The organism is Paracoccus sp. MC1854, from assembly GCF_014164635.1.
Classification (GTDB): domain Bacteria; phylum Pseudomonadota; class Alphaproteobacteria; order Rhodobacterales; family Rhodobacteraceae; genus Paracoccus.
Map to the genome: position 1 here is coordinate 417,744 of NZ_JACJFU010000001.1, position 12,750 is coordinate 430,493.

Here is a 12,750-nt window from a genome sequence, read left to right on the forward strand (position 1 = left end):
CATGTTCGGCATCATCGGCATTGTCCTGACCTTCGCCATGGTCTTCGGCGGCTATATCCTCGCCGGCGGCAAGATGGCGGTCATCACCCATTCGCTGCCCTTCGAGATGATGATGATCGGCGGCGCGGCGGTGGGGTCGTACCTGCTGTCGAACGATAGCGCCGTCCTCAAGCACACGGTCCCCGGCATCATCCGCGCCTTCAAGGGCGCGCGCTGGCACGAGGCCGACAACACGCAGATGCTGTGCCTGCTGTTCCAGCTTCTCAAGATCGCCCGCGCCAACCCGCTTGAACTGGAGCAGCACATCGAGGCGCCCGAGGACTCCCCGATCTTCCAGGCCTATCCGAACATCCTGAAGGACGAGGATGCCGTCTCGCTGATCGCCGACACGATGCGTTCGGCCAGCCTCAACTACGACGACCCCTACCAGGTCGAGGACATGCTGACGCGGCGGCTCAACCTGATGAAGGAAGAGGCGATGCATGTCCCCCATGCGCTGCAGAACATGGCCGACGCCCTGCCGGCGCTGGGGATCGTCGCGGCGGTGCTGGGGGTCATCAAGACCATGTCCTCGATCGACCAGCCGCCCGAGGTGCTGGGGGGCATGATCGGCGGCGCGCTGGTCGGCACCTTCCTCGGCGTGTTCCTCGCCTACGGGCTGGTCGCGCCCCTGGCGCAGCGGCTGGCCGCGGTGATGAAGCAGGACCTCGCCTTCTACGAGGTCATCAAGTCGGTTCTAATTGCGGGGCTGCACCAGCATGCCACCAACCTCTGCGTCGAGGTCGGCCGCCAGGCCGCGCCAGAGCATCTGCGCCCCAGCTTCACCGAGGTCGAGACCGCCCTGCGCGAGATGAGGAAGGCGGCGTGATGCTGGTGGCCCTTGCCCTTGCCGCCGCCCAAGCGCTCAGCCCCGCCGCGAGCGCCTTCATCGACGACGCCACCGGACGGCTGCTGGCCGGAGAGGAGCTTGCGCCGGACTTCCCCGTCCATCTGCAGGCCCTGCCGCCAGACCAGCGGCTGCTGGTCATCGTCCATCTGCGCCGGGCGGGATTTCTGGCCGACGTGGTGATGCCGGTGGACTGGGTCATCGCCCCCGCAGGCCCGGCCGGGGACAAGCCATGACCGCGGTCGCGCCGGCAAGCGAGAGCCTGTCGGCCTCGGCAAGGCCGCTCATCATCACTGGCGCGCTGGTGCTGGTGGTGATGTCGATGGTCATCCCTATCCCGGCCGCGCTCTTGGACGTGGGCATCGCGCTGTCAATCGCCACCTCGATGCTGATCCTCGTGATGGCGAGTGTCGTCCACAAGCCCACCGACTTCCAGGCCTTCCCGGTGATGCTGCTGATCTCGCTTCTGATCCGGCTGTCCTTGAACGTCTCCTCGACCCGGCTGATCCTGACCGAAGGCCACACCGGCCCGGATGCGGCGGGCGAGGTCATCAGCGGATTCGCGCAATTCGTCGCAGGCGGCTCGCTGATGGTCGGGATCACGGTCTTCGCCGTCATCTCGATCGTGAACTTCATGGTCATCACCAAGGGCTCGGGGCGGATGGCCGAGGTCTCCGCCCGCTTCGCGCTCGATTCGCTGCCCGGCAAGCAGCTTGCGATCGACGGCGACCTGAACTCGGGCGCGATCACCCATGACGAAGCCAAGCGCCGCCGGGCGCAGGACCAGCGGGAAATCAGCTTCTACGGCTCGCTCGACGGCGCGTCGAAGTTCGTCAAGGGCGATGCCATCGCCGGGCTGCTGATCACCGCCGTCAACTTCTTCGTGGGCCTTGGCGTCGGGCTGATCTCTCACGGGATGCCGGCGGGCGAAGCGCTGTCCACCTATTCACAACTGACCATCGGCGACGGGCTGGTGACGCAGGTTCCGGCGCTCATCACCTCGATGGCGGCGGCGCTGCTGTTGTCGCGCGGCGGCTCAACCGAGTCGACGGCGGATCTTCTATCGCAACAGATCGCGCAAGGCTGGCACGCGCCCGCGATCGCCGCCGGAGGCATGGCGGTGCTGGCCTTCGTGCCGGGGATGCCGACGCTGATCTTCCTGGCCATCGCCGGGGTGGCCGCATGGTTCGCTTGGCGCAACGCCACCCGCCCATCCGCCGCGTCAGAGGAGGCGAAGGACACGGCCCCTGCGGCGGCGGCCCGGCCGCGCATCGGCGACGTGCTGGATACCGACGAGATCTGCGTGGAAATCGGCGCCGACCTGATCGCGGCGGCGCTGGACCCGACGCGGGGCCTCAGCGGGCGCATCAACAACCTGCGCATCCACATTGCCCGCAGCTTCGGCATCATCCTGCCCGAGGTGCGGATCACCGACGCCCTCAGCAGCGCGCCGGGCGAATATGTCATCCGCATCCACGGCGTCGTGCGGGCGCGCGGGCGGCTGAACCCCCACCAGATCCTCGCTCTGGGGTCCGAGGAACTGCTGGCCCATATTCCCGGCGAACGCACGCGCGAGCCTGTCTATGACAGCCCCGCCCGCTGGATCGACCCCGCCCGCCAGGACGAGGCCGCCATTTCCGGTGCCAGCGTGGTGACGCCAATGGAGGTGCTGTCCACCCACTTGATGGAAACCGTCAAGTCGCAGATGCCGGCGCTGCTGACGCTCGGTTCGCTGCAGCGGCTGATGCAGGAACTGCGCTCGCTGTCGGATGAAACGCGGGCACAGGCCTACCAGCGCGTCTTCGACAGCATGATCCCCGACAAGGTCGCCCCCGAGCAACTGCTCGCAGTGCTGCGCCTGCTGCTCGATGACCGCATCTCGATCCGCAACCTCGCGCTGATCGTGGAAGGCATCCACGAAAGCCGCTCGCCCGACCCCGAGATCGCGGCCGAGTTCGTCCGCCGCCGCCTGCGCGGCCAGATCACCGGGGCGCTGGCCGACCCGGATGGGCAGCTTGACGTCATGCAGTTGCATCCGGGCTGGGAATCCGAGTTCCTGCGCGCCGAGTCAGAACCCGGCCGCACCGCCGGGGCGATCACGCCGCCGCTGATCCAGCGCCTGACGGAAAAGCTGCGCCTTGCCGCATCCGGCCTGCCGCCCGAGGCGCAGCCTGCGCTGGTCGTCCCTGACCACCGCCGCCGGTTGATCCGCGCGATGGCGAAGAGCGCGGGGCTGTCCTGGCCGGTTCTCGGCATCGACGAGGTCGATCCGCAGGCCCGCATCCGGCTGGTCGGCACGATCGAGCCGTGATGCCTGACCTCCTTCTCTGGCTGACGCCGCTTCTGCTGGTCTATGCCCGCATCCAGGCTTGCCTGCTGGCGATGCCGGGCATCGGAGAACGGTTCCTGCCGATTCGGGTCCGGGTCGCCGCGGCGATGGCACTGACGCCGCTTTACGCCGGCGCCGCCCGGCCCATGCCGCCGCCTGCGCCCCTGCAACTCGCGGCGCTCATGGCCGCCGAGATCGTGTCGGGGCTGGTTCTGGGCCTGATGGTCCGGGTGGTGGCGATGGCACTGGACGTGGCCTCGACGGCGCTGGCCCAAAGCGCCTCGATGTCGGCGCTGCTGGGGATCTCGGACGACATGCCGCCGCATCCGGTCGGCAACCTCATGCACATGGCGGGGCTGGCGGTCCTGATGGCCATGGGCCTGCCGGTGATGATCTGCCAGGTTCTGACTGACAGCTTCGCGGTGAAGCCGCCGGGACTCTGGCCCGAGATCGGGGCGCTCTGGCCCGCGTTCCCGATGCTGGTTGTCCACAGCTTCACGCTGGCGCTGCTGCTCGCCTCGCCCTTCATCCTCGGCGGCCTGCTGTTCCAGTTGCTCTCGGGCGTGGTTGCCCGCGTGATGCCCGCGATGCCGGTGGTCTTCGTGGCCGCCCCTGCCGCGATCCTGCTGGCGCTTGCGGCGCTGGCGCTGCTGATGCCGGGCCTGCTGTCGATCTGGGCCGGGGACGTGCTGTCGCTTGAACTGCCGGACCTGCGATGAGCGGTGACGAGGACAAGGACGACCGCCAGCACGAGCCGAGCGAGCAGAAGCTTCGCCGCGCGCGCGAAAAGGGCGACATTCCGCGCTCGGCCGAGGCGACGACCGCGCTGGCCTATCTGGGCTTTCTTGGCGCCTTCATTCTGGCCGGTGCGACCGTCATCCCCGCATGGCTCGGCCTGGCCCAGCGGGCCCTGGGCGGGGAACCCCTGCCCGAAAGCTCCGACGCCCTGGCCCGGTCGCTGGGGCTGCTGTCTGTCGCCGCGGTCCTCGGCACGGTTCTGGTCCCGGCGGCGCTGGTCCTGGCGGGGCTGGTCCTGGCGGGGCTGGTGATCCAGCGCGGGCTGGTCTTCACGCCCTCACGGCTGGCCCCCGATCTCAAGCGCGTGGACCCATTCAGGAATGCGGCCCAGAAGTTCGGCAGGAACGGGCTTGTGACCTTTGCAATTTCGCTTGCCAAGCTGGGCGGCGTCGCCGCAGGGGGCGCGCTGCTGTTTGCCACGCTGGGCGAGACGATCGCGCAGGCCGCCCGCATGGGCGCGACCGCCTGGACCCAGGCGTTGCCGATCCTGATCCGGCAGGTGCTGATCCTGGCGCTGGCGGTGGCGCTGGTCTTCGCGGGCGTCGACCTTCTGTGGAAGCATTTCGATTTTCGCCGCCGCAACCGGATGACCCGGAAAGAGGTCGAGGACGAGCACAAGGACAGCGAGGGCGACCCCCATCTCAAGGCGGCGCGGCGGCAGAAGGCAGTCGATCTCGCGCTCGGCTCGATGCTGGCGGATGTTGAGCGGGCGGATGTGGTGATCGTGAACCCCACCCATTATGCGGTCGCGCTGGAATGGAAACGGGGCAGCGGCCGGGCGCCTGTCTGTCTTGCCAAGGGCGTGGACGAAGTCGCCGCCCGCATCCGCCAGCGTGCCCGCGACCACAAGGTCCCCGTCTGGTCCGATCCCCCCTGCGCGCGCGCGCTGCACGCGACGCTCGGGATCGGGGACGAGATCACCCATGTCCAGTTCGGCGCCGTCGCCGCGGCCATCCGTTTTGCCGAAGCGATGCGCGCCAAGGCGCGCCGGGGATACGAGGGCGATCTGGAAGGGGCCGCGACATGACTGGCCTTGCCGCATGGCACCGCCCTGTGCCGCGCTGCAGGCACAACGCCGCGCCCATGCGGGCCTCGCGGATCACTGACGGCATTTCGTCAGCACCGGCCCTGTCTTTGTCCCCTACGGTGCAGGGCATGGAGCAGGTCCGGGTCCGTGCCAGCCGCCCGCGCGACCCGGCGCATGGCCGGTTCCTGCCCGCACACGGCTGCTGCGGCAGCCTGACCAAAGGGTGCGGCACTGCTGGCCAGGCTGGTGCTGATGCAAGGCGATCGCCGGTGATCCGGTCGGACCTGTCATGAGCGGGAAGAGCGGACAACTCGAGGCGCTTGCGCGTCTGGCGCGCATCAAGGCGGACGCGGACCTGCGCCGCTATGCCGCCTATCGCGTTCATGCCGAGGCCATGCAGCGTCAGATCGACGCCCTTCGCACCGATCTGGCCGAGGCGATCGCTACGCCTGGTGCGGACAGGCTGGACCAGTGGCAGCTGACGACGGCGGTGGTGGCTTACCGCACCGGCCAGGCGCAACGTGCCGAGGTCGCGCTGGCACGAATGAAGCCTGGTCTTGAGGCGGCTCAACGTGCCGCCACGCTCGCCTTTGGTCGCGCCGAGGCACTGTCGCGCCTGCAGCAACTGAAGGAGGATCAGGAACGCAGGAAGGCGGAGCGGAGAAATTGACGGGCTCAGGTAGTGGCAACACGGGGTCCGAGACTCGCAGCATCCCGGGAAGGCTCCCGCTGCGGATGCCTCCCTCCGCCATGCCCTGAAACCCGGTCCCGGCAGGGGCAACAACTGCCGACTGGGGAAGACCTCTGCCGCACCCGAATGACAGGGCGCACGTCCAGCACCGGCGTGTATTCCCGTCAAAGCGGGGGACTGCCATCCGGGCGGCTTCCAGACCTGACCGGGTCATCTGCTGGGCGACCTTCGGGAACCATTACTGCCGACTGCAAGGGGAGGCCCGGTCCGTCAGGTGTTCGCTGACATGCCGGATTGCTTCACCGGCAAGGGATCTTGCGGATGCGGCGAGTCCCGGAACCCGGTCAGGGCATCCCGGCAGAAGCCGGGTGCAGCGCAGTCATGCTCGTGATGGCGATGACAGGGTCCGGCGGCTGTCCGCCGTGACTTCTTCCAGTAGCTTGCATCGACACTCTGTCCCCCCGTCGGACAGGTCCGGTCAGGACATCGAGCAGAACTGCCGCTCATCTGTGGACCTTCGCGCAGGAGAACGCAGGAATCCTCGCATTCTTCTTTTTTTCGGCTGTTGCCCGGTCCACTTCCCGGCTCATGCGATTCATTCAGGGCCGGGGGAGTCCGCTGGACTGCATTCCCGCAGCGCCCGGCCTGCCGACCGTAACGGCTGGAGGTTCCAGACCGACAGGCATCATCGCTGTAAACGGGAAAGCACGTCCCGCCATGGCGTCGCGGAATCTCGGCACTGTGCTGGTTACGCCGAACAAGCGGCGGTTCAGCGACCTCGGCCCGCTTCGTGCAGGCATTTGCCCGAGGTTTCCTGTGACACGAACGCCTGGACAGAATGGCCGACGACGGATCAGGCATGGTTGCCGGTGACGAGCAGGCCGTCAGCCTGAAAGCGCATGCCGCATGACCACCGCATCGACGCCGGGCGCATAATAGTTCCGCCGCAGGCCTGCCGGCGACCAGCCGCAGGCCCGGTAGAGCGCAAGCGCTGCGGCATTGTCGGACGCAACCTCGAGGAACGCGGCCTCTGCGCCTGCCGCGGCGCAGGCCGCTTGAAAGCGGCGGACAAGGTCGCGCCCGCGTCCGGCCCGGCGGGCGGCGGGATCGACGGCAAGCGTCAGAAGCTCGGCCTCGCCTCCTGCGATCCGGCCCAGAAGGAAGCCGCCCGCCGTCTCATGCAGCACGCAGGCGGCGGATGAGAGCAGCGCGGTGAACTCGGCTTCGGTCCAAGGTCGCGGCGTGACAAAGCAGCGGGCGTGAAGCTCGGCAAGCTCGCCGGGAGTCATCGCAGGATCACGGGCGGAGGGTCCCGGGGCGGGGCCGCATCGGCCGGGCGAAGATACAGCGGCGCCGGTCTGGGAACATGACGCTGGGCCATAGTCCCGCCGGTCGCTGCCACACGCCCGAGCGCCACCCGCGCGATGGCGACCGCGACCGGATGACGCGGCAGGCAGACAGGCGGGCCGGGCGGAAGCCGGTCCCTTCCGGAAAGCACCGGGCCATGGGGGTCGCTGCTGGGATGGGGCGTGGAAGGCGCCCTCCCGGGCTGGTCAGGCACGACAGATCCCGCCAGCGGCGGCTCCTCACCTAGTTCCGCAGGGGCGAAGCCTGAAGCGCCATCCGGCAGGCCATCATCGCGCATCGGGGAATCACGGTGCGGGGTTCCTGATGATCGCGCCATGACTGAGTGGTGCGGCGGCAGGGCGGGCTTTTCGGAATGTCCATGGTCCGAGGCCTCGCGCATGACCTCGGCAGCCGCTTCGGAGGAGCCTGCATGATCCATGCCGCTTGAAGCCCCTGTCCGGGCACTGTCCTCGGCCCAGGCGGCACCAGCCGGCAGGCCGTCGGCCGCGACAGGCGGATCCGCCGCATCCCCTTTTGCCGGAACATCGGGGCATAGACCGAAATCCTGCCAGACCACCTCCTCCCCCCGCAGCGGCACCACGGCCCGGCAGGGGCGTGGCGCATCGCAGGCGACGGCCTCGGTCGCCGAGACGCCCACCGCGGGGATGTTCAGCGACAGCGCCAGCCCGCGCGCCGCCGCGACCGAGATGCGGATGCCGGTGAAGTTGCCCGGACCGACGCCCACCCCGATGGCATCCAGGTCGGACCAGGACAGGCCGGCTTCGGCCAGAAGCTCTTCGAGCAGCGGAAACAGGCGTTCGGCCTGGCCCTTGGTCATCGGCTCGACGCCCTGAGCCAGTACGCGGTCGCCGCAAATGACAGCGGCCGCGCAATGCGCGGCCGACGTGTCGAAGCCTAGAACCCGAAGGCCGTCAGGCAACGGGGCGAACCTCGGTGACCTCGGGGATGTAATGGCGCAGGAGGTTCTCGATCCCCATCTTCAGCGTCAGGGTCGAGGACGGGCAGCCCGCGCAGGCCCCCTGCATGTGCAGGTAGACCACGCCACGGTCGAAGCCGTGGAAGGTGATGTCGCCGCCGTCCTGCGCCACGGCAGGGCGCACGCGGGTGTCCAGCAGTTCCTTGATCTGGCCCACGATCTCGGCGTCGGGGCCGTCATGGGCGGCATGGCCGCCCGAGGCCGCAACCTGGGACTGCGCCAGCACGGCGTCGCCCGACTGGTAATGGTCCATGATCGCGCCCAGGATCGAGGGCTTGATCTGGTCCCAGATCGCCGCGTCGGACTTGGTGACGGTCACGAAATCCGAGCCCAGGAAGACGCCGGCAACGCCCGGCACCGCGAAGATGCGCTGCGCCAGCGGGCTTGCCGCCGCACGACCCGCGTCGGGGAAGTCTGCGGTGCCGCTGCCCAGCACGGTTTCGCCGGGCAGGAACTTCAGCGTGGCGGGGTTCGGGGTGGTTTCGGTCTGAATGAACATCGGGTGCTCCTCGGTCCCGTCCGATATGGTCCCGGGACCGGCCAAGTCAAGGCCGGGGGGACCGACGGCTCAGGTGATCTGCTCCAGCCGCTCGCGCGAGATGTCGCCGGGCACGATGGTCAGCGGACAGGGCAGCGAGGCCATCTCACGCATCAGCCGCGTGACCAGCGGCCCCGGCCCGCTGCCGCCCGCGGCGGCGGCCAGCACGACAATGGCGATCGCGGTGTCGTCGCTGATCTGGGCGATCAGCTCGGCCCCGGGATCGCCCTCGCGGATCACCAGTTCCGGCTCGACCCCCGGACGGTCGCGCATCCACTTGGCGAAGACCTCGAACTGCGCCTCGATCCGCTCGCGCGCTTCGGCCCGCATGACATCGGCCACCCCGAAGCCGTGCTGGATTTCCTCGGCGGGGATCACCGACAGCACCTGCACCGCGCCCCCGGTGTTCGCAGCCCTCAGCGCGGCATAGCGGATCGCGTTCAGGCATTCCTTGCTGTCATCCAGCACGACCAGAAACTTTCGCATTACCCGTTCCTTTGGTAGCTCGGCCAGATTCCGCCGAGCCAGAGTCGCAAAACTGCATCAGCTTCTCAACCCCCCAGGAAAAGCACCGGCCCTGCACTTGCATCGGACCCCCACTATGCTAACGCCGAGGAAGAGTCCCGGCCGTGACCGATCGAGGGTGACCGAGCGAGTGACGATCCAACCCGACTGGAACAGCGAAAAGATCGGGCTTGCCCCATTCCACGGGCCGGGCCCGCTGGGCAATGCAGGCGCGATCGCCTCGGCCGGTATCCCGCGCTTGCCCGGCATCGGGATGACGCCGGGCAAGCGGCTGTTCGATGTCGGGCTGGCGCTTCTGCTGCTGGTGCCGCTGTCGGTGCTGATGCTGCTGGTCGCCGGGCTGCTGCTGGTCTTCGAAGGGCGGCCGGTCTTCTACCTGTCGGAACGGATGCGCGCGCCGGGGCAGCCCTTCCGGCTGATCAAGTTCCGCACCATGACCGCCGTGGACAAGGACGCGGGCGCGACCGGCGCCTACAAGTCGTGGCGGATCACGCGGCTCGGCTGCTTCCTGCGCCGGACGCGGATCGACGAGCTGCCGCAGCTTTTCAACATCCTGCGCGGCGACATGAGCTTTGTCGGCCCCCGCCCCCCCTTGCGCGAATACGTGGACCGCTTTCCCCGCCGCTATGCCGAGGTGCTGCGGACCCGTCCCGGCGTCACCGGCCTCGCCACGCTAATCTATCACGCGCATGAGGACCGGATCATGGCCCGCTGCCATTCGCCCGAGGCGACCGAGGCCGCCTATTACCGGCGCTGCCTGCCGACCAAGCTGCGGCTGGACATGATCTACCAGCGCCGCCGGACGCTGGCGCTGGACCTGTGGATCATCGGCAACACGGTGATGACCGTCATCATCCCGCGCTGGAAGCGGCGGCGCTGAACGGGTCCACCGGGTAGTCCACCCCCACCAGATACAGGCCCTGCGGCGGGCAGACCGGCCCGCAGGCGGCGCGGTCGCGGGCGTCCAGCGCCTCGCGCACCCTGCCGGGTTCCCATGCCCCCGCGCCCACCCGTTCCAGCGTGCCGACGATGGACCGGACCTGGTTGTGCAGAAAGGAGCGCGCCGACAGGTGGAAACGGTATTCGGCGCCATGGGGCAGCACGATCTCCTCGATCTCGATGCGGTCCAGCGTCTTCACCGGGCTTGCCGCCTGGCACATGGTCGAACGGAAGGTGGTGAAGTCGTGGTTGCCGAGCAGATGCGCCGCGCCCTGCCGCATCGCCCCGGCATCCAGCAGATGGGCGACCTGCCAGACCTGTCCCCGGTCATGCGTTACGGGCGCCCGGCGCGACAGCAGCCGGAACAGGTAGCGCCGCCCCTGCGCCGAGAAGCGGGCGTGAAAATCGTCGGCAACGCGCGCCGCGGCCAGCACCGCGACCGGCGTGGGCTTGAGGTGCCAGTTCAGCGCCTCGGCCAGCCGGAAGGGGTCCCAGTCGCGCGACAGGTCGGCATGGGCGACCTGCCCGGTCGCGTGAACCCCGGCGTCCGTCCGTCCCGCCGCGGCAATCCGCGCGCCCGCCTGGAAGCCGGGATCCAGCGCCGCCAAGGCGCGTTCAACCTCACCCTGAACCGAGGCGCGGTCGGCCTGCGCCTGCCAGCCGGCAAAGGGTCCGCCGTCATATTCGATCTTCAGCGCAAAGCGCGGCATGGCTTTACCGGCGCGGCTGTTTCTCGGGGATGCGGAACAGGTCGTCCAGGGTCGGATCGCTGCGGTCCTCCAGCGCCGCGGTTTCCGGCGGACGGACGCCCTCGCGGGCAAGGCGGTCGCGCAGCACCTGGATCTCGATGTCCATGTCGGTGCGCCCACCCTGATGCAACCGCTGCTGCAGCGCCTGGAAGCTGGCTTCGAGGTCGGTCAGCAGCGCCTCGTATTGACGACGCGCGCCTTCGTCGCGGGTGCGCTGGTAGAGATCGGCGAACTTCACCGTCGCGTCGCGGGCGCCGATCAGGTAGACGCCGAGATAGCGCCGCGCCGCAGCCAGTGCGCCGGGGTCCTGTTCCACCCGGTCGAACAGGTTCCGCGCGGTCGCGGCGAACATACCCACCCGGGCCTCTAGCCGCCGGTCGCCCACCAGCTTGATGGCGTCGGTGATGCCGGCCAGATGCTTTTCGGCCTCGTCCACCATGCGGGCGGCGCGGTCCTGCTGGAAGCTGTCCACGCCCTCCATCCCCTTGTCGGCCATCGGGTCGGTGCCGAAGGTCAGCCAGTGCAGGATCGAGCCGGTGAAGCCGATTGCCAGCGCGCCCCCCAGCGCCCCCGGCTCGGCCGAACCGACCGCCAGACCCAGCCCCGTCAGGATGCCGCCAAAAAGCTTGCGCGGGATCGCGGGCCTGCGGGCCACGCGGCGGGCGTCATAGGCGGCCTCGGCCTGCAGCCCTTCCCGCGTCATCCACATTGCCCCCGCGGTGATGCCGAACCCCGCAAGGCTGGTCGCCATCACTACCGGATCGCCCTGGAAGAAAGCCGTCAGCAGGAAGGGCGAGGCCATGGCAGTGATCCACTTGGTCCGCCCTTCATGCGGATGGCGCACCTCGCCCGGCGCGGGCCTCGCGGGCACGCCGTCACCGCCGCGCCCCGCGCCCGGGGAAAACTTGCCGCCGAACCGTTTCGCCATCGCCCCGCCCTCAGCCCGCGCCGAAGAGCGAGGCGTAAAGCGTCACCCCCATCAGAAGAAAGAAGGACAGGCGCTGGGCGGCGGGACGGGACATGGGCGTGGTCTTTCGGCTGGACGGGCGTTTCGGCAATGGCCGCCCCCCGCGGGTCGCACAAGGGCAGCCACACGGTCAACCCCGCAGCGCCCCGGCCGTTCCGAAGCGGATGGCGGAGAGGTAGGAGAGATAGGAGAGCTGGTCTTGCCGTTCAGGCTCTCGATGAACGCGTTGTCTGTAGGCTTGCCGGGCCGGCTGAAGTCGAATGTCACATCGCGCTGATAGGCCCAGAGGTCCAGGTCGCGGGAGATGAACTCGCTGCCCTGATCGACCCGGATGGTCCTGGGCAGGCCGATCTCCCGGCCGACCTGTTCCAGGACGGCGATCACGTCCGGGGCACGGAATCCGGGCCGCGGCACGATGGCCGGGGAGAAGCGCGAGAAGGTGTCGACGATTGTCAGGATCCGGATCCTGGTTCCGGTCGCAAGTTGGTCATGAACAAAGTCCATGGCCCAGGTTTCATTGGCCCGGACCGGCGGACAGCGGTCATCCCGGAGCTACGCCTTCACCCGCCGTTTCGGCACCTTGTTCCTCAGCTGAAGGCCCAACTCCTTGTAGAGCCGGTAGACACGCTTGGCGTTGATCTCCCAACCCTCGCGTCGCAGCAGCACATTGATCCGGCGGTAGCCGTAACGCACCCGTGTCTGTGTCTCGGCATTCGTCGGGGAATGATCCACCGGATCATTTCCTGATCCTCCTCATTCCTTGATCCGCTTTGTCAAAGCGGCCTGCGGACGGCGCCGACCCTTGTAGTGATAGCTCGACCGCTTCGCCCTGCTGCGCGACAAACAGGATGAGATTCCGCGTCAACCTGGATGAGACGCCGCGGTGGGCATGTGACGGAGGAGGGCGTAGCCCCGACCGGAGGCGCACGCCCACCGCAGCGGGCATTTTGCGTCTGT

General features: G+C 68.7%; 13 protein-coding genes and 1 pseudogene. 7 read left to right on the forward strand and 7 right to left on the reverse strand.

Annotated elements, in window-relative coordinates; genetic code table 11:
* Position 1 precedes the first annotated feature (1 nt).
* The 6 genes from motA (at position 2) to H5395_RS01975 (ending at position 5,710) form a co-directional block, all read left to right on the forward strand.
* Positions 2-868 (forward strand): flagellar motor stator protein MotA, encoded by an 867-nt coding sequence (gene motA, locus H5395_RS01950; RefSeq protein ID WP_182790807.1) that lies wholly within the window; start codon positions 2-4, stop codon positions 866-868.
* A complete protein-coding gene (locus tag H5395_RS01955) occupies positions 865-1,122 on the forward strand; it encodes a hypothetical protein (protein ID WP_182790808.1) in 258 nt (85 codons plus the stop codon). The genes motA and H5395_RS01955 overlap by 4 nt, the downstream gene beginning before the upstream one ends.
* The gene (locus tag H5395_RS01960) at positions 1,119-3,197 is read left to right on the forward strand and encodes a flagellar biosynthesis protein FlhA (protein ID WP_182790809.1); all 2,079 of its coding nucleotides are present in this window, start codon (positions 1,119-1,121) and stop codon (positions 3,195-3,197) included. The genes H5395_RS01955 and H5395_RS01960 overlap by 4 nt, the downstream gene beginning before the upstream one ends.
* The gene (locus H5395_RS01965; RefSeq protein WP_182790810.1) at positions 3,197-3,934 is read left to right on the forward strand and encodes a flagellar biosynthetic protein FliR; all 738 of its coding nucleotides are present in this window, start codon (positions 3,197-3,199) and stop codon (positions 3,932-3,934) included. The genes H5395_RS01960 and H5395_RS01965 overlap by 1 nt, the downstream gene beginning before the upstream one ends.
* A complete protein-coding gene (gene flhB / locus H5395_RS01970) occupies positions 3,931-5,040 on the forward strand; it encodes a flagellar type III secretion system protein FlhB (RefSeq protein WP_182790811.1) in 1,110 nt (369 codons plus the stop codon). The genes H5395_RS01965 and flhB overlap by 4 nt, the downstream gene beginning before the upstream one ends.
* Positions 5,041-5,329: 289 nt before the next feature.
* Complete coding sequence (locus H5395_RS01975) at positions 5,330-5,710, forward strand: hypothetical protein (protein WP_182790812.1); 381 nt, start codon at positions 5,330-5,332, stop codon at positions 5,708-5,710.
* A gap of 905 nt (positions 5,711-6,615) precedes the next feature.
* On the opposite strand, the gene H5395_RS01980 is transcribed toward H5395_RS01975, so the two are convergent.
* The 4 genes from H5395_RS01980 to H5395_RS01995 form a co-directional block, all read right to left on the reverse strand.
* Positions 6,616-7,020, reverse strand: coding sequence for a GNAT family N-acetyltransferase (locus H5395_RS01980; protein WP_182790813.1), 405 nt, complete (start codon positions 7,018-7,020; stop codon positions 6,616-6,618).
* Entirely contained in the window at positions 7,017-8,018 is a 1,002-nt protein-coding gene (gene tsaB / locus H5395_RS01985; RefSeq protein WP_182790814.1) for a tRNA (adenosine(37)-N6)-threonylcarbamoyltransferase complex dimerization subunit type 1 TsaB, read from the reverse strand. The genes H5395_RS01980 and tsaB overlap by 4 nt, the downstream gene beginning before the upstream one ends.
* Complete coding sequence (locus H5395_RS01990) at positions 8,011-8,574, reverse strand: NifU family protein (RefSeq protein ID WP_182790815.1); 564 nt, start codon at positions 8,572-8,574, stop codon at positions 8,011-8,013. Before H5395_RS01990 ends, tsaB begins: the two co-directional genes overlap by 8 nt.
* A 69-nt stretch (positions 8,575-8,643) precedes the next feature.
* Positions 8,644-9,099 (reverse strand): universal stress protein, encoded by a 456-nt coding sequence (locus H5395_RS01995; protein WP_182790816.1) that lies wholly within the window; start codon positions 9,097-9,099, stop codon positions 8,644-8,646.
* A 292-nt stretch (positions 9,100-9,391) separates the two neighbouring features.
* Between H5395_RS01995 and H5395_RS02000 the strand changes: the two genes are divergently transcribed.
* Positions 9,392-10,018 (forward strand): sugar transferase, encoded by a 627-nt coding sequence (locus H5395_RS02000; protein ID WP_182790870.1) that lies wholly within the window; start codon positions 9,392-9,394, stop codon positions 10,016-10,018.
* Here the strand turns inward: H5395_RS02000 and truA are convergent.
* The 3 genes and pseudogenes from truA to H5395_RS18725 all read right to left on the reverse strand — a co-directional run.
* Positions 9,990-10,787, reverse strand: a complete 798-nt coding sequence (gene truA / locus H5395_RS02005; RefSeq protein WP_182790817.1) for a tRNA pseudouridine(38-40) synthase TruA — start codon at positions 10,785-10,787, stop codon at positions 9,990-9,992. The genes H5395_RS02000 and truA overlap by 29 nt on opposite strands.
* A gap of 4 nt (positions 10,788-10,791) precedes the next feature.
* Positions 10,792-11,754, reverse strand: coding sequence for a 5-bromo-4-chloroindolyl phosphate hydrolysis family protein (locus H5395_RS02010; protein WP_182790818.1), 963 nt, complete (start codon positions 11,752-11,754; stop codon positions 10,792-10,794).
* A gap of 237 nt (positions 11,755-11,991) precedes the next feature.
* Positions 11,992-12,615, reverse strand: a pseudogene (locus H5395_RS18725) (DDE-type integrase/transposase/recombinase); the annotation flags it as partial.
* Positions 12,616-12,750 lie beyond the last annotated feature (135 nt).